20 protein-coding genes and 1 other RNA gene are annotated in these 19,893 nt (G+C 70.4%); 13 read left to right on the top strand and 8 right to left on the bottom strand.

Annotation, left to right across the window (positions count from 1 at the left end):
* The first annotated feature begins 30 nt into the window (after positions 1-30).
* Positions 31-471: an SRPBCC family protein gene (locus ACYVKA_RS07950; RefSeq protein ID WP_460704394.1), complete on the top strand. Its 441-nt coding sequence runs from the start codon at positions 31-33 to the stop codon at positions 469-471.
* 14 nt (positions 472-485) lie between these two features.
* Here ACYVKA_RS07950 and ACYVKA_RS07945 read toward each other — a convergent pair whose 3' ends face one another.
* On the bottom strand, positions 486-2,123 hold the full coding sequence (locus ACYVKA_RS07945; protein WP_460704392.1) for a phytoene desaturase family protein: 1,638 nt from the start codon (positions 2,121-2,123) through the stop codon (positions 486-488).
* A 202-nt stretch (positions 2,124-2,325) separates the two neighbouring features.
* Between ACYVKA_RS07945 and ACYVKA_RS07940 the strand changes: the two genes are divergently transcribed.
* From ACYVKA_RS07940 to ACYVKA_RS07930, 3 genes are all read left to right on the top strand, one after another.
* Positions 2,326-2,526 carry a hypothetical protein gene (locus ACYVKA_RS07940; protein WP_460704390.1) on the top strand — a complete coding sequence of 67 codons (201 nt, stop codon included), beginning with the start codon at positions 2,326-2,328 and terminating at the stop codon, positions 2,524-2,526.
* Positions 2,527-2,640: 114 nt separating this feature from the next.
* A complete protein-coding gene (locus tag ACYVKA_RS07935; protein ID WP_460704388.1) occupies positions 2,641-3,555 on the top strand; it encodes an HpcH/HpaI aldolase/citrate lyase family protein in 915 nt (304 codons plus the stop codon).
* 81 nt (positions 3,556-3,636) lie between these two features.
* The gene (locus ACYVKA_RS07930; protein ID WP_460704386.1) at positions 3,637-4,470 is read left to right on the top strand and encodes a MerR family transcriptional regulator; all 834 of its coding nucleotides are present in this window, start codon (positions 3,637-3,639) and stop codon (positions 4,468-4,470) included.
* A 414-nt stretch (positions 4,471-4,884) separates the two neighbouring features.
* Here ACYVKA_RS07930 and ACYVKA_RS07925 read toward each other — a convergent pair whose 3' ends face one another.
* From ACYVKA_RS07925 to ACYVKA_RS07915, 3 genes are read right to left on the bottom strand one after another with little or no spacing between them, the layout of a single operon-like run.
* Positions 4,885-5,187: a helix-turn-helix transcriptional regulator gene (locus ACYVKA_RS07925; RefSeq protein ID WP_394274699.1), complete on the bottom strand. Its 303-nt coding sequence runs from the start codon at positions 5,185-5,187 to the stop codon at positions 4,885-4,887.
* 5 nt (positions 5,188-5,192) lie between these two features.
* A complete protein-coding gene (locus ACYVKA_RS07920) occupies positions 5,193-5,384 on the bottom strand; it encodes a type II toxin-antitoxin system RelE/ParE family toxin (RefSeq protein WP_460704384.1) in 192 nt (63 codons plus the stop codon).
* Positions 5,385-5,404: 20 nt separating this feature from the next.
* Positions 5,405-5,548: a hypothetical protein gene (locus ACYVKA_RS07915; protein WP_394274701.1), complete on the bottom strand. Its 144-nt coding sequence runs from the start codon at positions 5,546-5,548 to the stop codon at positions 5,405-5,407.
* Positions 5,549-5,684: 136 nt separating this feature from the next.
* Between ACYVKA_RS07915 and ACYVKA_RS07910 the strand changes: the two genes are divergently transcribed.
* Together ACYVKA_RS07910 and ACYVKA_RS07905 are read left to right on the top strand one after the other, a co-directional pair.
* Positions 5,685-6,239, top strand: coding sequence for a YflT domain-containing protein (locus tag ACYVKA_RS07910; RefSeq protein WP_394274702.1), 555 nt, complete (start codon positions 5,685-5,687; stop codon positions 6,237-6,239).
* Positions 6,236-6,871, top strand: coding sequence for an SAM-dependent methyltransferase (locus ACYVKA_RS07905; RefSeq protein WP_460704382.1), 636 nt, complete (start codon positions 6,236-6,238; stop codon positions 6,869-6,871). The genes ACYVKA_RS07910 and ACYVKA_RS07905 overlap by 4 nt, the downstream gene beginning before the upstream one ends.
* A gap of 65 nt (positions 6,872-6,936) precedes the next feature.
* Here the strand turns inward: ACYVKA_RS07905 and corA are convergent, their stop codons facing one another.
* Positions 6,937-7,974, bottom strand: coding sequence for a magnesium/cobalt transporter CorA (gene corA, locus ACYVKA_RS07900; RefSeq protein WP_460704380.1), 1,038 nt, complete (start codon positions 7,972-7,974; stop codon positions 6,937-6,939).
* 68 nt (positions 7,975-8,042) lie between these two features.
* Positions 8,043-9,518 carry an aminopeptidase P family protein gene (locus ACYVKA_RS07895; protein ID WP_460704378.1) on the bottom strand — a complete coding sequence of 492 codons (1,476 nt, stop codon included), beginning with the start codon at positions 9,516-9,518 and terminating at the stop codon, positions 8,043-8,045.
* Between the two features lie 70 nt (positions 9,519-9,588).
* Here ACYVKA_RS07895 and ACYVKA_RS07890 point away from each other — a divergent pair, with 70 nt between their 5' ends.
* The 3 genes from ACYVKA_RS07890 (at position 9,589) to ACYVKA_RS07880 (ending at position 11,656) form a co-directional block, all read left to right on the top strand.
* Positions 9,589-10,524: an acyltransferase domain-containing protein gene (locus ACYVKA_RS07890; RefSeq protein WP_460704376.1), complete on the top strand. Its 936-nt coding sequence runs from the start codon at positions 9,589-9,591 to the stop codon at positions 10,522-10,524.
* Positions 10,525-10,564: 40 nt separating this feature from the next.
* Complete coding sequence (locus tag ACYVKA_RS07885; protein WP_460704374.1) at positions 10,565-11,125, top strand: histidine phosphatase family protein; 561 nt, start codon at positions 10,565-10,567, stop codon at positions 11,123-11,125.
* A 108-nt stretch (positions 11,126-11,233) separates the two neighbouring features.
* Entirely contained in the window at positions 11,234-11,656 is a 423-nt protein-coding gene (locus ACYVKA_RS07880; RefSeq protein ID WP_394274708.1) for an organic hydroperoxide resistance protein, read from the top strand.
* Positions 11,657-11,690: 34 nt separating this feature from the next.
* Here ACYVKA_RS07880 and ACYVKA_RS07875 read toward each other — a convergent pair whose 3' ends face one another.
* Positions 11,691-12,932: a multidrug effflux MFS transporter gene (locus tag ACYVKA_RS07875; RefSeq protein ID WP_460704372.1), complete on the bottom strand. Its 1,242-nt coding sequence runs from the start codon at positions 12,930-12,932 to the stop codon at positions 11,691-11,693.
* Positions 12,933-13,146: 214 nt separating this feature from the next.
* Here ACYVKA_RS07875 and ACYVKA_RS07870 point away from each other — a divergent pair, with 214 nt between their 5' ends.
* The 3 genes from ACYVKA_RS07870 to rnpB all read left to right on the top strand — a co-directional run bounded on the left by ACYVKA_RS07870 (position 13,147) and on the right by rnpB (position 15,824).
* Entirely contained in the window at positions 13,147-13,893 is a 747-nt protein-coding gene (locus ACYVKA_RS07870) for a zinc ribbon domain-containing protein (protein WP_460704371.1), read from the top strand.
* Positions 13,894-13,927: 34 nt separating this feature from the next.
* Positions 13,928-15,406 (top strand): RNB domain-containing ribonuclease, encoded by a 1,479-nt coding sequence (locus tag ACYVKA_RS07865; RefSeq protein ID WP_460704369.1) that lies wholly within the window; start codon positions 13,928-13,930, stop codon positions 15,404-15,406.
* A 13-nt stretch (positions 15,407-15,419) separates the two neighbouring features.
* Positions 15,420-15,824, top strand: an RNA gene (gene rnpB / locus ACYVKA_RS07860) — RNase P RNA component class A.
* A gap of 125 nt (positions 15,825-15,949) precedes the next feature.
* On the opposite strand, the gene ACYVKA_RS07855 is transcribed toward rnpB, so the two are convergent.
* Positions 15,950-18,148, bottom strand: a complete 2,199-nt coding sequence (locus ACYVKA_RS07855; protein WP_460704367.1) for a multicopper oxidase family protein — start codon at positions 18,146-18,148, stop codon at positions 15,950-15,952.
* Positions 18,149-18,744: 596 nt separating this feature from the next.
* On the opposite strand from ACYVKA_RS07855, the gene ACYVKA_RS07850 reads away from it, so the two are divergent.
* A complete protein-coding gene (locus tag ACYVKA_RS07850) occupies positions 18,745-19,665 on the top strand; it encodes a universal stress protein (protein ID WP_460704365.1) in 921 nt (306 codons plus the stop codon).
* Positions 19,666-19,893: the final 228 nt, after the last annotated feature.

Raw genomic sequence — 19,893 nt, 5'->3', positions numbered from 1 at the left:
GCAGGAAGCCATCGAGGAGAGGAAGCAGACATGGAGACGGTCGAGCGACTGGTGGACGCCCCGGCGGACCGGGTGTGGCAGGTGCTGGCGGACGGATGGACCTACCCGCTGTGGGTGGTCGGCGCCAGCCGGATGCGGGCGGCGAGCCAGAACTGGCCCCAGGTGGGGGCGGAGCTGCACCACTCGGCGGGCGTGTGGCCGGTGCTGCTCAATGACAAGACGGTGGTCAAGCAGGTGGAGGTGGGCCGGTTCGTGCGGCTGGTGCCCAAGGACCGCCCGTTCGGCTCCGCCGAGGTGGAGATCAGCGTGGAGCCGCGCGGCGAGCAGACCCTGGTGCGGATGCGCGAGGACGTGGTCAGCGGCCCGGCCAAGCTGGTCCCCGAGCGGGTGCGGCAGGCGGCCACGGTGGTCCGCAACCGGGAGACGCTGCGCCGCCTGGCGCTGCTGGCGGAGCGGCGCACCCGGCCCTGATCCGCCCGGCGGCGTCAGTGCAGGGCGGGCGGGTCCTGGTAGAGCCGGTGCAGCCCGGCCAGCCGCAGCCGGCGCGCGGGACGGCCCCACCAGGACTGCTCCCGCAGCGCGGCCCGGGCAGCCAGGTATCCCGCGCCACCGTGCACGCCGCCGCCTGGGTGGGTGGCCGCGGAGGCCAGGTAGAGCCCGGCCAGGTGGGTGCCGGGGCCGCCGAAACCGGTGACCGGACGCCAGACGGCCTGCTGGAACAGCTGCATGGTGCCGCCACCCACGGCCCCGTCGCCCAGGTTGTCGTTGCTGTCGTGCAGGTCGGCCGGGAACTGGGTCCACCGGTCCACCACGGCGTCGCGCCAGCCGGGGGCGAAGCCGTCCAGCATCGCCTCCGCCCGGCTGGCCACCTGGCTGGCGGTCTCGTTGTCCGCGTGGCCGCGGGGGGCGTGGGTGTAGAGCCACAAGGACTCGCCCCCGGCGGGTGCCCGGCCGGGGTCGATGGTGGCCATCTGGCCCACCAGGGCGAAGACGTGCTCCGGCGCCACCCCGGCATCCAGGTCCGCCGACCAGCGGCCCACCCCGACGTGGTCCAGTCCCACGTGCACCACGCCGGCGCCGTGCGCCGCCGAGGCCGTCCACGGCATCGGGGCGGACAGCCGGTAGTTCAGCTTGATGGTGGGCAGGTCCCAGGCGAAGCGCTCCAACCGGGCCGACAGGCCGGCCGGGACGGCGTCGGGGTCCAGCAGGTGGCGGTAGAGCGACGGGGCGCTGGTGTCGGCCACCACGGCCCGCCGCGCGCGGACGGTGCGGCCGGCGGCGGTGCGCACGCCGGTGGCACGCCCGCCGGTGGTGAGGATCGCCTCCACCGGCTCCTGGGTGTGCACCACCACGCCCGCCTGCTCCGCACGCGCCCGCAGGGCCAGGGCGAGCTGGGCGGTGCCACCGCGCGGGGAGGGGAAGCCCACGTCCTGGGCGAGCATGGTCATCAGCCAGCCGAACAGGCCGCTGCCCGGCGCCTGCGGCGGGATGTCGGCGTGCATCGCGTTGCCTGCCAGCAGGTCCCGCCCCTCGGGTCCGCGGAACAGCTCGGTGCCCATCCGGTCCACCGGCAGCAGGGCCATTCGGACGAAGTCCAGCACCTCCGCCCCGCCCAGCGCACGCAGGGTGCGCAGCGCGCTGGTGGTGGGGGGCCACTGCGTCAACAGGGCATCCAGCAGGGGTTGCTTCACCTGGTGGTACTGCTCCACCATGCGCAGCCACTGCCGGGCGTCCCGCGGGTCCGCGAAGCCGTCCGCCGTCGCCTGCGGATCGTCCTGCAGGGCCGTACCGTCGCGCTGCTGCCTCTGGCCGACGTGCGCCAGCGGGCGCGGGGCGTGCTGCCAGGCCAGGCCGTGCTGCTCCAGCTCCAGGGCCCGCAGCACCGGGGAGGCGACGGCCAGCGGGTGGCAGGCGCTGAACTCGTCCAGCACCCAGCCGTCGACCTGCCGGGAGGCCACCGCCCCGCCCACCTGGTCGCGGGCCTCGAAGAGCTCGACCTGCCAGCCCGCGTCGGCCAGCACGGTGGCCGCCACCAGGCCGTGGTGGCCACCGCCCACCACCACCGCGTCCGCCCGTCGTGCCCGTCCCTGGCCTGCCCAGCTGCTGATCCGCGTGCGCTCCATGGCCCCACCCTAGGTCTGCTCGCTGGGCCGTCCCACCCCCCTGGGGCGGGCGCTCGGGCCGCCGCCGCAGTAGCAGGACACCCCTACGGACCATGCCCCGGCGGGTGGCAAGCTACTTCAATGGCAGTGGATGGCCGACGTCGTCGGGCATCCGGTCTACGTCCCGCGGCCCCGGCCGCGGGCCACAGCAGAGGAGCACCAGATGAGTGAAGGCCAGATCTCGGAGAACTCCATGATGACGCCGCAGCAGGGCGCCGACTCGGTCCCCGGCACGGATGACGGCGTGCCCCCGGCCGACGTGGCCCAGCAGGTGCCGCAGGGTATGCCGGAGGACTCCTCGCAGGACGCCGCCGACCGGTCCGGCGTGCCCAGCGACGAGGACGACCTGGGCGGCGCCACGTAGGCCGCGGCACACCAGCACCGGCATCACACCACGGCCGGGCCCTCGGGGGGCCGGCCGTGCTGCGTCCCGCGGGAAGGACCCCCCGCAGGGCCGGGGGCTGACTATGCTGGGGCCGTGACCACCCAGCCGCGCGCCCGTCGCACCGTCCTCGCCGTCCCCGGCTCCAGTGACCGCTTCATTGCCAAGAGCCGCAGCCAGGACGTCGACGCCGTCTTCCTGGATCTGGAGGACGCGGTCGCCCCGCCGGTGAAGCAGGAGTCCCGCCGCCGCATCGTCGACGCGCTGAACGCGCCCGAGGGCTGGCGGGCCCCCACCGTCACCTACCGCGTCAACGACTGGTCCACGCCATGGACCACCCAGGACGTGCTGGAGGTGGTGGGCGGTGCCGGCGCCCGCGTGGACTGCATCGTGCTGCCCAAGGTGACCGAGGCCGCCCAGGTGAAGGCGCTGGACCTGGTGCTCAGCCAGGCCGAGCAGGCGGCCGGGCTGCCGGTGGGGCGGATTGGTGTGGAGCTGCAGATCGAGGAGGCCCGCGGGCTGCTCCACGTCGCCGAGATCGCCGCCGCCAGTGCCCGCACCGAGACGCTGGTCTACGGCCCGGGCGACTTCATGGCCGCCATGGGGATGGCCACCCTGAACGTCGGCTCCCAGCCGCCCGGCTACGTGGGGGACGCCTTCCACCACGTGCAGATGACCATCCTGGTGGCGGCCCGGGCCCACGGGCTGCAGGCCATCGACGGCCCCTTCGTCGGGATCCGGGACCTGGCGGGCTTCCGCACCTCGGCCCGCAGTTCCGCCGCGCTCGGCTACGACGGCAAGTGGGTGCTGCACCCCTCGCAGGTGGAGGCCGGCAACGAGGTCTTCAGCCCGCCCGCGGCCGACGTGGAGCGGGCGCGTCGGATCGTCGAGGCCTACGAGCACGCCACGGCCGAGGCCGGGGGAGCGGTCGGTGCGATCGTCGTCGATGACGAGATGGTCGACGGCGCCGGGCTGGCCGTGGCCCGGGCAACGCTCGCCAAGGCCCGCTGACCCGGGTCACGGAGGCACCCGCTCCGGGGCCGGAGAACCGGGGCTTGCTCCTGACACGGTGTGAAGGTGTCGGATCTGGGCATGGGCGCCACAGACATGAACATGAACCCGGACCTCCTCGAGATCGGCGAAGCTGCTCGCGCCGCGGGAGTCAGCCCCAGGATGCTGCGCCACTGGGAGGAGGTGGACCTGCTGGTGCCGGCCAGCACCGACCCGGCCAGTGGCCGACGGCGCTATGTGCCGACCCAGGTGGAGCGCATCCGCCAGATCGCCCGGCTGCGAGCCGAGGGCCTCGACCTGGCACGGGTGCGCGCCCTGCTGGACCCCGGTCTTCGCCGCGACGCACTGGTGGGACTGCTCCAGGAGCGCGCCGCTGAACTGGACGAGGAGCACCGCCTGGCCGCAAAGCGGCTCGCGCAGGTGCAGCGGCGTCTGGATGGGCTCGAGGATGCCGCACGGCAGGTGGCGCGCACCGCCCGGCTGGAGCCCATGCCCGAACGGACGCTGTGGGGTGTGCGGTGCACCGTGCACCACGAGCACGAGATCGGCGCCGCCGTGTCGCGGCTGCACGCGCTCCGGCTGGAACGGGTCGGATCAGAGCCCGAGGACCTGGTGCAGGTCTACGACGGCCGGGAGCCCGGCGTGATCGGCGTGATGCTCGACAGTGAGTCGCTGGCGGACCTTGCCGGTCTGGATGAGGTTGTGCTGGCTGCCGAGCAGCTGGCCGTCAGCGCCGTCGTCGACCCGCAGCTGGTCGACGAGGCCGACCTGTGGGTGCTGGTCGATGACCACCTGGCGACGAAGGGCCTGACCACCCACGGGATCCACTGGCGCCGCGGCCTGCCAGACGGACGCATGCAGCTGGGCGCGGGATTGCTCCCGCTGGCTTCGGAGTCCGTCGAGGACCCGTCCTGAGAGTGGGGAGATGAGGCACCCGGCAGCCCGCCTGCACCGTGCACGTCCCAAGGTGACTGCGCACGTGGTGCAGCAGCTGCCCAGTCGCTCTCCGACGTGCCCAGTGGCTTCTCGATGGACGACGGGCTTCTCGACGGAAGTGGGGTCGAATGCCCACACGAAGCTGGTGAGACGACCGGACCGTGTGGTGAACAGGATCTGGCCGCTGCCGCCCTCACGCTGCGTCGTCATCAGGCCCTTCGTGTTGGCGGTGTCCTCGTTGGTGACGGTCCAAGCTGGATCCCAGGCGAGGGGCGCCTCCAGGTGCCGGGTCACGACCTCGTCCAGGACGTCGCTGGCAGGGGCACAGGATTCGATCCTGTCGTCAGTCACAGCCATGCCAGAAGTGAACCACCCGGCCACCAGATTGGTGCGTCAGGCGACCTGGACCCGATGGTCACCCATCACATATTCGAGGGCCAGGGTTCCGCCAACCGCTTCGAGATAGCCGCGGATGGTGCCCACCTTGGCATTCTCGATGTCGCCGTTCTCAATCTTGGAGACCTGGCGCTGGCCGACGCCGATCCGCTGGGCCAGTTCGGCCTGGGTGTACCCGGCCTGCTCGCGCAGTTCCCGCAGGCGGTAGGCGCGAACCTCGGCCATCATCTGCTTCTTGTGCGCCTCAACCGCCTCCGCGCTGACAGGTCGTAGCGCGAGCATGTCGTCGAGCGTGGTCATTGTGGTCACCGTCCCTTGAGTCGTCGGATGTGGTCGTCGAACAGGTCGTCGGCGATCGGGATGTTCTTGGAGTACCAGCGTTGCCAGTTGCCGGCCTTGTCACCGGCGACCAGCAGGATCGCCTGGCGCTCAGGATCGAACGCGAACAGGACGCGGAGTTCGGAACGGCCGGAGGACCCCGGCCGGAGTTCCTTCATGTTGCGGTGCCGCGATGCCGTTACCGTGTCCACAATGGGGGCCCGAGCTGGGGTCCGTGCTCGGCGAGGAGTTCGAGGTCCGCCATCACCTGCTCGTAGGAGCGCTGGTCGAGGGACAGGAGCCAGCCCCGGATCGGGTCCAGCTCCACGGTCCACATGCGCACAGTTCAGACCATGCAGGTTCTGGGCGGCGCGTCAGGGCTCTGTGTCCTGCGATGGGCGAGGCTGTCCATGCACACAGTGGGGCACCCGAGAGTTGGACGAAGCCAGCCGCCTCGTGGCCGCCGGTAGGATCGGTGCATGTCTTCCTCCATGCAGGCCTCCTCGACCGTCATGCCCTTGAAGTACCCCATGTCGGTGGCCATCTACCCCACCTACGCCGAGGCGCAGCGAGCCGTGGACCTGCTGGCGGACAAGCAGTTCCCGGTGGAGAACCTGTGCATCGTGGGCACCGACCTCAAGCAGGTGGAGCGCGTGCTCGGACGCCTCACCCTGGGCCGCGTACTGGCCGGGGGAGCGCTCAGCGGGCTGGGCACCGGGCTCTTCTTCGGCCTGCTGATGATGCTGCTGGTCACCACCATCCCCGGCGGGCAGGCACTCCTGCTCGGCGTGCTGATGGGCGTCGGCCTGGGCGTGCTCACCGCCGGGATGGGCTATGCCACCCAGGGCGGCAAGCGGGACTTCTCCTCGGTGCAGGCGATCGTCGCCACTCGCTACGAGGTGCTGGGCGAGTCGACGGTGGTCAACCAGGCCCGCGAGGCGCTGGGCCAGCAGCCGCTCCAGCCCCCGAGCCCGACGGTCTGGCCGCCCACCCCGACCAGCCAGCAGGGCGGCGACCAGGAAGGTCGTCGATGAGCCCGCTGTCCGGGGACGAGCTGCGACGGCTCTGGGACGACCGCTACGACCACCCGAACAACCTGTTCGGCTATCGCCCCAATGACTTCCTGGTCACCGCCGAGGTGATGCTGCGACGGGGCAGCCGCCTGCTGGTGCTGGGCGACGGCGAGGGACGCAATGGCGTGTGGCTGGCCCAGCAGGGCCACCGGGTCACCACCGTCGACATCTCCGAGGTGGGCGTGGCCAAGGCCCGCGCCCTGGCCGCGGAGCGCAAGGTCAACCTCGACGCCCAGGTGGCCGACCTGGCCGAGTGGATCCACACGCCCGCCGCTGAGGGCCCCTGGGACGGGATCGTGGTCATCTTCTGCCACCTCCCGCCCGGGCTGCGTGCGGAGGTGGCCAGGGTGCTGACCGGGCAGCTGGCGCCCCAGGGCAAGCTCCTGATGGAGGTCTACACTCCCGCCCAGCCCGCGATGGGCACCGGCGGACCCACCGACGAGGACCTGCTGATGACCCGCCCCAAGGTGGAGGCCGACTGGCCCGGGCTTGATCTTGACATCAAGATCACCGAGCGGCGGATCTTCGAGGGCATGGCGCACCAGGGACTCAGTTCGGTGCTTCAGGTGCTGGGCCAGCGCCGACGCGACTGACCGTCCCGCGTGGCCCGGGTCCAGTGGCCACTCAGGTCCAGTGGCCACTCAGGTCCAGTGGCCACTCAGATCCAGTGGCGGCGGCGGAAGACGAGGTAACTGGCCAGCATCCCCACCACCATCACCGTGAGGACGACGTAGTAGGCGTAGTCGTAGTGCAGTTCGGGCATGTTGTCGAAGTTCATGCCGTAGACCGCACCCATGGTGGTCGGGACGGCCAGGATCCCCAGGATCGCCGACAGCCGCCGCATGTCGCGGTTGTCCTCCAGGGAGATCCGCGCCATGCCGGCCTGCAGGATGGTGGACAGCACCTCGTCGAAGGAGGCGATCGCCTCTCGCGAGTCCGTGTGGTGGTCGGCCACCTCGCGGAAGTAGGCCCGGGTCTCGTCGGGGATCACCGGGTAGTTGCGGGTGCTCAGCGCCTGCAGCGGTGCGGCCAGCGGCACCACGGAGCGCTTGAACTCGATCAGTTCACGCTTGAGGTTGTAGACCCGGTCCACCTCCTTGGTGCCTTGGCGGGAGAAGATGTCCTCCTCCACCTCGTCGATGTCGATCTCGAACTCGCTCACCACGGCCATGTACTCGTCGACCACCCGGTCGAGGATCTTGTAGAAGACGTAGGCGGGCCCCACCCCGAGATCCTCGGGCGCGGTCTCCAGCTCGCGGCGCAGGCTGCGCAGCGGGGTGTTGTCGCCGCGACGCACGGTGAGCAGGAAGTTCTCGCCGACGAAGATCATGATCTGGCCGGTGGAGACGATCTCGCTGGTTTCGGTGACCGTTTCATGATCAACATAGGCGACGGTGGAGATGACGCAGAACAGCGTGTCGTCGAACTGCTCCAGCTTGCTGCGGGAGTGGCCCTCGACTGCATCCTCGATGGCCAGCGGGTGCAGCTCGAACTGGCGCGCGAAGCTGGCCATGTCCTCGTCGGTGGGGTCCTTGAGCCCCAGCCAGACGAAACCCTCGCCCATCTTGGCGCTCTCGGTGGCCAGGTGGAGGCTGTCCACCTCCTCCTTGCGGCCGTCCACGTACCAGCCCCAGGCCTGCACCGAGTCGGGCGTGGTGGCCCAGCGACGGCCGTTCGTGCGACGCGCGGTCGCCATGGTGCTCCTGGCCGACGGGCGGGGGACGACCGGGCGAAGCGCCGGGCGCAGGCGACGCTGGTCACCCGTCACCGGCCCTCCCCGGCGAGCAAGGGAGCCATCCAGGCCTCGACCTCGTCGGCAGTGCGCGGCAGCATCGCGGAGAGGTTCTCGTTGCCGTCGGCGGTGATCAGGATGTCGTCCTCGATCCGCACGCCGATGCCGCGCATCTGTTCGGGCACCAGCAGGTCGGTGGCCTTGAGGTAGATGCCGGGCTCGACGGTGATCACCATGCCCGGCTTGAGGATGCCGTCGCGGTAGTCCTCACGCAGCGCCTGGGCGCAGTCGTGCACGTCGATGCCCAGGTGGTGGCTGGTGCCGTGCACCATCCAGCGGCGGTGCTGGCCGCCCTCGGCCGACAGCGATTCCTCGGGCGTGACGGGCAGCAGCCCCCACTCGTGCAGGTGGCGGGCCACCACCGCGATCGCGGCGGCGTGCACGTCGGAGAAGCGCGCCCCGGGCTGTGCGGCGGCGATGCCCGCCTCCTGGGCCTCCAGCACCGCCTCGTAGACCTTGCGCTGCTCGGGCGAGAAGCGGCCGCTGACCGGCAGGGTGCGGGTGACGTCGGCGGTGTAGAGGCTGTCGAGCTCGACGCCGGCGTCCAGCAGCAGCAGGTCGCCCTCGCGCAGGTCGCCGTCATTGCGGATCCAGTGCAGCGTGTTGGCATGGTCCCCGCTGGCGGCGATCGAGTCATAGCCCACCCCATTGCCGTGGTGGCGGGCGTGCAGGCCGAAGACGCCCTCCACCCAGCGCTCGCCGCGGCCGCGGCGCACCGCCTCGGGCAGGTCGCGCACGACGGCCTCGAAGCCGCGCGCGGTGGCCTGGCAGGCCTCGCGCATCTGTCCCTGCTCGAAGTCGTCCTTGACCAGGCGTATCGTCGACAGGTGGGTCTCCAGCTCCTGGTCGTCCTGCAGCTGGTCCTGCTGCTGGGTGCGCAGCTCGTCAACACGGCTGGCCACCTGCTCGTCGGCGGCGCGCAGCACCCGGATCCGGGTGCTGTCGGCATTCTTTCCCAGCGCGGCGTCGAGCTCGGAGACCGGTGCGCAGTCCAGCCCGGTCATGGCGCGCATCTCCTTGAGGCTCTCGCGCTGGCCCACCCACATCTCGCCATAGCGGGCGTCGGCGTAGAACTCGGGATCGGTGCGCGGGGCGCGGGGCTTGAAGTAGAGGGTCGAGTCGTGGCCCAGGTCGGTGGGCTCCAGCACGAGCACGGCGTCGGGTTCGCGGTCGCTGCCCAGGCCGGTCAGCCAGGCGAAGGCCGAGTGGGGACGGAAGACGTAGTCGCAGTCATTGCTGCGCACCTTGAGCCCGCCGGCGGGCACGACGATCCGCTCGCCGGGGAAGGCCTTGGAGAGTTCCTCGCGACGGGTCACGGCGGCCTCGCTCGCGGGCAGCCGTTCGGGAAGGGTGCTGTCATAGGGGGCCCAGTCGCGGGGGATGAAGTCGACGAAGGCCTCCGAGAAGGGGGTCTGGCGGTTGGGAAGCCTGGGCTGTTCGTCACTCATGTCATCTCCGTTCGTCCGGCCCCGGTCGGACGGTCGGCCGGGATGCCAGAGGCATTCTAGGCTTGCGCCCATGACCTCGCGTACCGAGCCGACCGCCAGCCTGCTCAGCCGGCTCCGTGACGAGGACCTCGCCCGGCTCGGGGTGCAGGACGAGGACCGTCCGGCCGTGCTCTCCTGGGCCGCAGAGGTCGCCACCGACGAGACCGACCTGGCGCGCGTCGAGCTCTTGGTCGAACGGCTGGTGGGGGTCATCGGCCATTCCGAGCGTTCGGCAGGGGTCTTCGAAGCCGTCGACGAGCAGCACCGTCTCGGTCGGGGCGTGCTTGCCGTGCTGGCATTGGTGCTGGCCGCTCCCGGCGTGCGGGAGGCCCTGGCGCGGCGGCAGATCGCGTCCGAGGTCATCGACGCCACGCTGGCCGACCTCGGCTGGCAGGTCCACAAGGACCGGCAGGTCAACGGCTCCACCGGCCTGCACAACCTGCAGTGGATGGCGATGGTCTGGGCCGGCCGCTTCCTCAAGCTCGGACGCCTGCAGTTCGAGCTGACCACCAGCGACGTGGGGATCCTCGAGACCGAAGTCCCGGCCCTGGCCATCCACATCGACCCGAGCGGGCCGCTGCACCCCGAGCTGGTCGACGACTCGCTGCGGCAGGCGACCCTGCTCTTCGAGGAACACTACCCGGAAGTGGGCCCGATCGACTGGTTCACCTGCACCTCCTGGCTGCTCGACCCGGGCATCGCCTGGCGCCTGGGCGAGGGCAATGTGGTGGACTTCGCGCGCCGCTTCGCGGTCTGGAAGGTCACCGAGTGCGATCGCGACGGCCTCTACTTCGGCTTCGACATCGAGCCCGACGAGCGGCCACTGGCCCAGCAGTGGGCCACGCTGGAGGCCCACAATCGGGTGCAGGAGGCCTTGCTGGCGCACTGGCGCGACGGCGAGCACGTGGTTCTGGCCTCGGGCCGTCTGCCGGTGATCAGCTCTGAGCTGAGTGAGCCCGCCGCCTGAGGCCTCGCGCTGTGTGGCGAGGGCTGGCAGGGTGAGGAGCATGACTGAGCTCTATCTCGTACGCCATGGTGAGACGGCCTGGAGCAGGTCCGGCCAGCACACCTCCGTCACCGACCTGGACCTGACCGAGCACGGGGTTGAGGAGGCCAGCCGGCTGCGCGAGCGCCTCGACCCGAGCGACTTCGGACTGGTGCTCACCAGCCCCCGGCTGCGGGCCCGGCGAACCGCCGAGCTGGCGGGCTTCGAGCAGCCCGAGGTCGACGAGAATCTGGCCGAGTGGTTCTACGGCGACTACGAGGGGATGACCAGCAACCAGATCCGCGAGCAGGTTCCGGGCTGGCGCATCTGGACGCACCCGATCCCGGGCGGGGAGACCCGCACCCAGGTGATCGACCGGCTCACCACGGTGGTGCAGCGGGTGCAGGACTCCGGTGTGGACCGGGCGATCTGCTTCAGCCACGGCCACGCCTCGCGCGTCCTGGCCCTGTGCTGGCTGGGCATCGACGTCGCCCGCGGCCAGTCCTTTCCGCTGCAGACCGGCGCGGTCAGCGTGCTCGGCTACGAGAAGGAGTCGCCGGCGATCGTGCGCTGGAATGCCTGACGCGCGAGCCGGGAATGGGGCGGCTGTCCCGGCTGTTGTGCCAGACATCGCCACCCGGCGCCCGCGAGGGCGCAGGGTCGGCATCCCAGTCACCACAGGAGGAAGACCATGTCAGCCATCTACACCGCCGAGGCACTCGCCACCGGCGCCGGCCGCAACGGCCACGTCCGCACCACCGACGGCCTGGTCGACACCGACCTCGCCATCCCCCGCGAGATGGGCGGCGCCGGCGGCGCTCCCAACCCCGAGCTGCTCTTCGCGGCCGGCTACGCGGCCTGCTTCCACTCCGCGCTGCAGATGGTCGCGCGCGAGGCCAAGGCCGACCTGGGCGAGTCCAGCGTCGGGTCCCGGGTCGGCATCGGCCAGCTCGACGGCGGCGGCTTCGGGCTGAGCGTCGAGCTCGAGGTCGTCATCCCCGACCTGCCCCATGACCAGGCGCAGGCCCTGGCCGACAAGGCGCACCAGGTGTGCCCCTACAGCAATGCCACCCGCGGCAACATCGACGTCACCGTCACTGTCGTCGACGACTGATCACCCGACGCCGCGCGCCGGGGGCCAGGCAGGACTAGTCATAGCTCTCGGCGCGCAGCCGGCGCCCGGCCAGCAGCATGGTCGCCAACCCGACGAGCCCGGCGGCCAGGATCACCATCGGGATCGGCCGCGAGGTGCCGTCCTCCAGGGCGCCCACCAACGGCGTCACGACGCCACCCATGGCGAACTGCGAGGCGCCCAGCAGGGCTGCGGCCGTGCCGGCTCGGGCCCCATGGCGGTGCAGTGCGACCGCCGGCGCATTGGGCAGCGACAGGCCGAGCCCGCACATCACCAGGAACATCGGCGCCAGGAAGCCGGCCAGCCCACCGACCTGCCACTGGGCCAGGGCCAGCATCAGCGCGGCGGCCAGCACGATCGTCGCCAGCCCCAGGGTGAGGGCGCGCACCGGACCGATGCGTCGCACCACGCGCGGGTTGGCCTGGGCTGCGAGGCTGAGGCCCACCGACATCGAGGCGAAGACCACCCCGAACAGCTGGGGGCTCAGCCCGAAGATGCCCTGCATCACGAAGGCCGAGCCGGAGACATAGGCGAACAGGCAGGTGAAGGCCATGGCTCCGGTCAGCGCCACCGCCACGAATCCCGGGTCGCTGAGCACCTGGCGGTAGGCGGCAAGGCTGGACGAGAGGCTACCCGGGATCCGCCGTTCGCTCGGGAGCGACTCCGGCAGCTGGGAGCGCACCAGGAAGAGCACCAACAGGGCGATGACGCCCAGCACCACGAAGACGCCACGCCACGTGGTGAAGGTGAGCAGCCCGGAACCGATCAGCGGGGCCAGGATCGGTGCCAGCCCGGTGACCAGAGCCAGGCGGCTGAGCAGTTCGGCGGCCTTCATGCCACGAAAGAGGTCGCGCACGATCGCCTGGGAGGCGACGCCAACGGCCGCGCAGGCCAGGCCCTGCAGGAGTCGTCCGGCCAGCAGGACCCCGATCGACGGGGCGAGGCCGCACACGACACTGGCCACGACGTGCGTGCCCAGGCCCACCAGCAGGGGCTTGCGTCGCCCGATGGCGTCCGAGAGCGGCCCCCACGCGAGCTGGCCGAGTCCCATTCCCAGCATCATCGCGCTCAGGGTGAGCTGCGCCTGGCTGGTGGACGCGTCGAGCGTCTCGGCCAGGTGGGGCAGGGCCGGCAGGTAGGTGTCGATGGTCATCGGGCCCAGTGCACCCATGGTGCCGAGCACCAGCACCAGGGTGCGGTACTGGCGGCGTGTCAGGGACTCCCCGGGTGTGGCGTCGTGCGGCGGGGCAGTGCTCATGGTCATCCTCGGGGTCGTCTTTCCCGCACCGGCGGGCACTGAACCCTACCGACCGGTCACCCATGGGGACGCTGAGAGCGCCCGGCCACCTGCCGCCCGTCACGCCTTGGCTGTGGGGTGGCGGGGCCAGCAGTGGGTAGGCTTCGTCCACGGGCAGTGCCAGGGGTGCCGCCCCGAGAACCAGCGGCTCGCCCGCGCACCACGAGGAGAAGACATGCTTGCCGAACCGGCTGACCAGCTGCGGTTGCTCGACCTTGCCGCCATCGACCTCCAGGTCAGCCAGCTGGAGCATCGTCGTCGCACCATCCCCGAACTGGCCACCATCAAGCAGCTGATGGGCCAGCGGGCCACCCTCGTCGAGGCCCAGGTGGCCGCACAGACCAGGCTCTCCGACGCCGAGGGCGACCAGAAGCGGATCGAGGACGACCTGAACCCGGCCCGCGACCGGATGGTCCGCAACCAGAAGCGCGTCGACGACGGTTCCGTCGCCGACCCCAAGGCGCTGCGCGGCCTGGTGGAGGAGATCGACCACCTCGGTGGACGCATCCGCAAGCTCGAGGACGACCAGCTCGACGCCATGCAGCTGGTGGAGGACCACGCCGCCGAGGTCAAGCGCATCGACACCGAGCGCAAGGAGCTGGAGTCCGAGATCCGCGAACTGATGGCCCACCGCGACCAGACGATGGCCACCATCGATGCCGAACTCACCGAGCGCAAGGGCGAGCGCGAGGCCACCGCCCGCCTGCTGCCCGAGGCGCTGCTCAAGACCTACCAGCGCATCACCGAGCGCCTAGGGACCGGCGCCGCCGAGCTCCAGGGCCGTCGCTGCACCGGCTGCCAGCTCGAGGCCAATGCCGCCGACCTGCGCCGCTATGCCGCGGCGAAGCCCGAGGAAGTGCTGCGTTGCGAGGAGTGCGACCGCATCCTCGTGCGCACCAAGGCCTCCCTGCTGCCCAGCTGACCCGGCCGGGTCAGTCCGACGAGAAGGAGCGACGATGCCAGCACGCCAGATCACTGCCAGGGCCCAGGCGCCCGAACCGATCCGGGCCGGCATCGCCGCCCTGCGCGCCGAGCTGGAGGTCCCCGACGACTTCGCCCCGGAGGTGCTCGCGGCGGCAGAGCAGGCCGCGGCCCAGGGCGTCGACGAGCCCCGTTGGCAGCTGGGGGAGCGCGTCGACCGCACCGACCTCGACTTCGTCACCATTGACCCCGAGGGCTCCAAGGACCTCGACCAGGCCATGTGCTTGGAACGCCTGTCCGACGGATTCCTCGTCTGGTATGCCATCGCCGACGTCGCTGCCTGGGTGGAACCCGGTGGCGCGGTGGACCTGGAGGCGCACCGTCGCGGCCAGACCTTCTACGCCCCTGCCGAGCGGGCACCCCTGCACCCCGCCGTGCTGAGCGAGGGGGCCGCCAGCCTGCTGGCCGACGGTCGTCCCCGGCCCGCGCTGCTGTGGCGCATCGAGCTGGACGACTCGGGCGCCCAGCGTTCGGCGGGGGTGCAACGGGCGCTGGTGCGCAGCCGCGAACAGCTCACCTACGCAGCGGTGCAGGCCCAGCTCGATGCGGGCACCGCGCCCCAGTGGGTGGGGCTGCTGCGCGAGATCGGCCGCCTGCGCGAGCAGCAGGAGGTCGGGCGCGGCGGTGTCTCGCTGAACCTGCCCGAGCAGGAGATCGTCAGCGACCAGGACGGCTGGCACACCGAGTTCCGATCCCCGCTGCCCGTCGAGGGCTGGAATGCCCAGATCTCGTTGCTCACCGGCATGGCGGCGGCGGGGATCATGCTGGAGGCCGGCACCGGCGTGCTGCGCACCCTGCCCCCGGCCCAGGAGCGCGACGTGCAGCGCCTGCGCGGCATCGCCCGCGGACTGCGCATCGACTGGCCCGCCGACATGGGCTATCCCGACTTCGTGCGCTCCCTCGATGTGACCCGGCCCACCCATCTGGCGATGATGACCAGCTGCACCCGGCTCTTCCGCGGTGCGGCCTACACCGTGCTCGGCCAGCCCGGCAAGGACGGCGAGGTGCCCGCGGGTGATGAGCTGAAGCACAATGCCCTGGCCGCCCACTACGCCCACTGCACCGCGCCCTTGCGTCGCCTGGTGGACCGCTATGTGGGCGAGATCTGCGTGCACCTGTGCAACCAGACCCCGATCCCGCAGTGGGTGACCGATGCCCTGGCGAGCCTGCCCGACGAGATGCGCGAGAGCGACTCGCGGGCCAAGAAGTTCGAGCGCGGCATCGTCGACCTCACCGAGGCCCTCGTGCTCGGCTCCCACACCGGCCGCCGGCTGGAGGGCGTGGTGGTCGACCACGATCCCAAGAAGGACCAGGGCACCATCTCCATCGCCGATCCGGCCGTCGAGGCGCGCTTCCAGATGCCGGGTGTCGCCCTGGGCCAGGAGCTGGAAGTCGAGGTGGATTCGATGGACCTGCTCAAGGGCGTGGTGAGCTTTCGTCCCGCAGCGTCGTAGACTTCTGGTCGGACGAGTTCGCCGGGTGACCGCTGCACCAAGCCCCTTGAGGGCGAGGTGTTGAGGAAAGTCCGGGCTCCACAGGGCAGGGTGGTCGGCAACACCGACCCGGAGTGATCCGCGGGACAGTGCCACAGAGAACAGACCGCCAGCGGGCAACCGTTGGTAAGGGTGAAACGGCGGTGCAAGAGACCACCGGCAGCCCAGGTGACTGGGCTGGCCAGGCAAACCCCACCCGGAGCAAGACCAAGAAGGCCGTGCCTGCACGGCTGCGGACGTGATCGAGGGCTGCCCGCCCGAGCGTCCGGGTAGGTCGCACGGTGCGCGAGCACCGAAGGCGTCTGGCAACAGGCGTCGCAGATGGATGGTCACCGCCCCGCAAGGGGTACAGAACCCGGCTTACAGGCGGACTCGTCCCCATCATCCGTGCCGCGCCAGGCCGGGCCATGTCGCCCAGCCGTCCACAAACCACATCGACAGGCGCCGTTGGTGCCGCAGCGGCAATGAGCCGGCTCCTGGATGTGGTTTGTGGACGGGGACTGCTCAGCCGTGGTGCGTCGGAAGGTCCTCGGGCTGCCCGTCCTGCCAGGGGCCGACGCGGAAGGGGCGCATCATCTCGTTGTCCTCGTGCTCCAGCAGGTGGCAGTGCCACATGTACTGCCCGGCAGTGGTGAAGCGCATCCGCAGCCGGATCATCTCGCCCGGGTGGACGAAGACGATGTCCTTGCGGCCACTCTCGCCCGGTTCGAGCGGCACCCGTGGCCCCATGGTCATCCGGCCGGTCTCCCAGTCGTAGTCGATCATCCGGCGCTCCATCACCTGGAAGGTCGTCTCGTGGATGTGCACCGGGTGGGGGACCGGGGCGTCCTGCACCAGGTTGTAGATCTCCCAGTCCTCGACATCACCCACGTCGGGGTTCTCGGTGACCGGGTCGCCCCACATGGTGGCGGTCACCCGCATCACGCCCCCGGGCCTGCCGCTCAGGGTGCCCAGCATGGTGTGCGAGGCGAAGGGGGCCGGGCTGGGGGCGACGTGGTGGAAACTCATCGTCGTGGACAGCCGACGGGTGCGCACCGGGGCAGGAAGAGCAGGCTGCGGACGCAGCCACAGGTGGCGACCGGGGGTCGACAGGTCCGGGCTCGTGGCCGGCCCCACGTCGAAGACCATCACCCGGCCGGTGGTCTCGGGATCGGCAGGCGGGAAGACGACTTCGCGCTCGCTCATCGGGTAGAGCCTGACCCGGGGCTCCTCACCGGGTTCGGCGGGGCGGCCACCGGGGAAGAAGGCATCGGGGCCCACATTGTGAAGAAGGTGACGGCCGGTGGGCACGGCGGTGAAGTCCACCAACAGCTCGAGGCGCTCGGCCGGCGCCAGTACGACTCGGTTGGCGCGCCAGCCGGGCAGCCTGGAGATGTTCACCGCAGCGTCCAGCAGCCCGCCGTCATTGCCGATCAGCCAGACCTCGATGCCGGGGATGTGGCGGAAGTCCAGGTAGAGGGTGCGCGAACCGCAGCCATTGAGCACGCGCAGGCGGTAGCGGCGTTGCTCGACGCGGTGGAAGGGCCAAGTGCGGCCGTTGACCAGCAACGTGTTGCCGAAGAACTCCGGCACCCAGTTCGGCGGGATCTGCGGTGCCTCGGGATAGAGCGGGCCGTCGTAGCCGTCGAAGAAGGATCGTGAATCGGGGTAGAAGAGTGATCCGTCGCGGTTGAAGGAGCGGTCCTGGATGGCCAGGCAGAGGTCCTGGCCCGGCCGCGACGGGCTCCTGGTCCACACATTCCACTGGTTGAGGTAGGGGGCGATGGCGGGTCTGCCGGTGCGCCGGTCCAGGGCATCGTCGTCCGATCCCTGGACCAGGTAGAAGTTGGCCGGGCCGGCATAGACGTTGAGTCGGGTCAGGCCCAGCGCGTGGTCGTGGAACCACAGCGTGCTCACCCGGTTGTTGTTGGGATAGGTGGACACCTGCCTGCCCTCGCTCCAGGTGACGCCGTGGTCTCGTCGCGCCTTGTCGGCCAGGAAGGGCCACCAGCGGCCGTGGCGTGCCAGGCCGGCGGGGATGTTGCGGGCCGCCGGCAGGTACCAGGCCTCGGAGTAGCCGTCGGAGTGGTCCTTGACGCCGACGGCCCCGTGCAGGTGGGTGACGGTGGGCACCGGTCCGGTGTAGCTGGTGTACTGCGTGGTCGGGTCGCGGTACTCGGCCGGCGGCACGTAGCGGCGCCCGGTGAAGTCGGGCTTGGTGTCGGTGGAGCGCACCATGCCGCCGGCGGAGGGTTCACGGGCCGGATTGGCCCAGTGCAGGGTTGGGTCGACGGTGAACAGGTGGGGGCGGTAGTTGCCCCGGGCGTCGACCAACTGGTTGGTCCAGGTGATGCGCACCGCCTCTCCGGACCGTGAGACGATCGTGTGGCCGGGGGCGTGGAAGGCCTCGTCGCCCTCGTCGCTGGGACCATAGGCCCACACCTGGGTTCTCGGCATACCCTGGGGGAGCACCTGCTGGGTCACCTGGCGGATGGCAAGTTCGTAGACGTCGGTGGCGCCGTAGGGGGTCCAGGTGCGCGACCACGCCTCCAGGATCTGGGGCACGAACAGGGGCTCGCGGAACTGGGGGATCTCGGTGGCCGGAAGGCTACCCCCGGGCAGTGCCGCAGCGACGGCCCACGGGCACCCAGCGCCATCGGTGGCCCACAGGGTGAGCCCTCCGGCCACGGTGGCCTGCAGGAAGGTTCGACGCGACAAGGACATGGTGGATCAACCTTCCCCCGAACAGGTGGCTGGCGCCTCTCGCCCTCCGGCGACGAGTATGCCGTGTGCCAAGAAGGTGTCGCTCTCCGGAGAAGCGGTCGATGATCATTCAACAATGAACGCCATCCGTCGCGCCCACACGCCAGCATGCGGTAGCCATGGAGGGCCACGGGTTGCCACAAGTTGCCTTCATCTTCGCCGGGGATTGATGTGTGTTGAAGCCGCTGGCTTCCCGGTCATTGCAGACCCCAGATGAGCAGGCAGGAGGTCGCAATCTCAAGCGGGCAAGGGAAAGGAGGCCGCCAAATGGGTTCCCTCCGGGGTCAATCAGAGGGTTTCATGCGCTGCGAAAGTGCACTTTCTCACGCGGATGCACGGGTCGCGGGCTGCGATGGCGGGGGGTGGTTCTGGAGGAAAACCATTTCGCAATTGACAGAGATTTTTTCTCCACTACGATTGTTAGTAATCCCGGAGCCCGCAGGCGCCGCAAGTGCAGAACGCACCAGTGGCACCACTTCCGCCATTGGATGCCGGACGCGTTGTCGAGGACGAGGACGCACCCGGAGCCAACGAGTCGAGTGAGGAATACAGGCATCGTGCAGAAATTCGAGAGTCAAGGCCGCTGGGTCGTCGGTTCCGATGGGTCCCCGGCCGCAGCCAAGGCCGTGAGCTGGGCTGCTCATCGACTGTCCCAGAGGACCGTCAAGGCCCCTCTGCTGATCCTCCACTGCATCCCGGAGTCCCCCATTCCCTCGGCTTCCAAGCAGGAGGAGATCGCCGCCGAGCTCGGGCACAAGGACCAGCCCCACCTGGCTGCAGAGCGCGACCTGGTGGCCCACGTGCAGTCCCTGGCTGCCAGCCACCCCGAGCTCTCGGTGGAGACTGCCGTCGTGCTCGGGCACCCGGCCGAGGTGCTGGCCACTGCGGCAGCCGATGCCGACCAGGTGATCGTGGGATCCCACGGGCATGGAAGCGGTGGCCTGCGCCAGCTGCTCGGCGGCACTGCAGAACACGTCGTGATGGATGCCCAGGGCAGCGTCGCGGTGATCCCCGAGGACGCGCACGAGAACGACGAAGGTCCCGTGGTGCTTGGGATCGACGACTCCCAGTGGGGTCGTCTCGCCAAGGCGCGGGCCTTCCAGGCTGCCTCTCTTCGCGGGGTCGGGCTCACCGTCATCCTGGCGTGGGGTGACAAGGCCGGCAGCAACGCGCCGCGCACCGAGCAGGAGGCGCGAGACATCGCAGAGCAGCTGGTGGACAACAGGCGCGCCGAATATCCCGATGTCGAGGTCACCATCCTCACGCCCCGGACCAGCCCTGACAGGGCTCTGGTCGAGGCATCCGAAAGGGCCGGCCTGCTCGTGATGGGTTCGCGCGGCCGGGGTGGCTTCACCGGCCTGCGGCTGGGCTCCACCACGCGCAGCGTGCTGCGGGGGAGCAAGTGCCCCGTGGTCGTCGCCCGGGCCGATGCCGGGTGGAATGACCACGCGGGACGAGTGGTCCCGGCAGCGCACTGACGGGGCCGGTCGGAAGAGACCTCCTCATGGCCCCGGGGAGAGACCGGACCAGAATGCCAGGTCCGGTGCCATGCCCCAGTTTCCCGTCCCGGAATTCAGCCCACTCGTCATTTGAAGAATTCGTGGTGCTCTTTTCGGGAGGAATTGCCTTTCTGTATTTCGAAAATCGCCAACCCCTGGAACAATCATCCTGCCCGCAGGATGCCTGGACGCAAAGAATAGGTACTC

It is taken from the genome of Luteococcus sediminum (assembly GCF_054783495.1).
Note: the sequence above shows the minus strand (reverse complement) of the source record. Positions and strands in the feature narration are given on the sequence as shown.

What these genes read in the sequence shown, in the direction of transcription:
- ACYVKA_RS07950 (WP_460704394.1), top strand. Translation starts at nt 31, where the DNA reads ATGGAGACGGTCGAGCGACTGGTGGACGCCCCGGCGGACCGGGTGTGG.
- ACYVKA_RS07945 (WP_460704392.1), bottom strand. Translation starts at nt 2,123, where the DNA reads ATGGAGCGCACGCGGATCAGCAGCTGGGCAGGCCAGGGACGGGCACGA.
- ACYVKA_RS07940 (WP_460704390.1), top strand. Translation starts at nt 2,326, where the DNA reads ATGAGTGAAGGCCAGATCTCGGAGAACTCCATGATGACGCCGCAGCAG.
- ACYVKA_RS07930 (WP_460704386.1), top strand. Translation starts at nt 3,637, where the DNA reads ATGGGCGCCACAGACATGAACATGAACCCGGACCTCCTCGAGATCGGC.
- ACYVKA_RS07925 (WP_394274699.1), bottom strand. Translation starts at nt 5,187, where the DNA reads ATGACCACGCTCGACGACATGCTCGCGCTACGACCTGTCAGCGCGGAG.
- ACYVKA_RS07920 (WP_460704384.1), bottom strand. Translation starts at nt 5,384, where the DNA reads ATGAAGGAACTCCGGCCGGGGTCCTCCGGCCGTTCCGAACTCCGCGTC.
- ACYVKA_RS07910 (WP_394274702.1), top strand. Translation starts at nt 5,685, where the DNA reads ATGTCTTCCTCCATGCAGGCCTCCTCGACCGTCATGCCCTTGAAGTAC.
- ACYVKA_RS07905 (WP_460704382.1), top strand. Translation starts at nt 6,236, where the DNA reads ATGAGCCCGCTGTCCGGGGACGAGCTGCGACGGCTCTGGGACGACCGC.
- corA (WP_460704380.1), bottom strand. Translation starts at nt 7,974, where the DNA reads ATGGCGACCGCGCGTCGCACGAACGGCCGTCGCTGGGCCACCACGCCC.
- ACYVKA_RS07895 (WP_460704378.1), bottom strand. Translation starts at nt 9,518, where the DNA reads ATGAGTGACGAACAGCCCAGGCTTCCCAACCGCCAGACCCCCTTCTCG.
- ACYVKA_RS07890 (WP_460704376.1), top strand. Translation starts at nt 9,589, where the DNA reads ATGACCTCGCGTACCGAGCCGACCGCCAGCCTGCTCAGCCGGCTCCGT.
- ACYVKA_RS07885 (WP_460704374.1), top strand. Translation starts at nt 10,565, where the DNA reads ATGACTGAGCTCTATCTCGTACGCCATGGTGAGACGGCCTGGAGCAGG.
- ACYVKA_RS07880 (WP_394274708.1), top strand. Translation starts at nt 11,234, where the DNA reads ATGTCAGCCATCTACACCGCCGAGGCACTCGCCACCGGCGCCGGCCGC.
- ACYVKA_RS07875 (WP_460704372.1), bottom strand. Translation starts at nt 12,932, where the DNA reads ATGAGCACTGCCCCGCCGCACGACGCCACACCCGGGGAGTCCCTGACA.
- ACYVKA_RS07870 (WP_460704371.1), top strand. Translation starts at nt 13,147, where the DNA reads ATGCTTGCCGAACCGGCTGACCAGCTGCGGTTGCTCGACCTTGCCGCC.
- ACYVKA_RS07865 (WP_460704369.1), top strand. Translation starts at nt 13,928, where the DNA reads ATGCCAGCACGCCAGATCACTGCCAGGGCCCAGGCGCCCGAACCGATC.
- ACYVKA_RS07855 (WP_460704367.1), bottom strand. Translation starts at nt 18,148, where the DNA reads ATGTCCTTGTCGCGTCGAACCTTCCTGCAGGCCACCGTGGCCGGAGGG.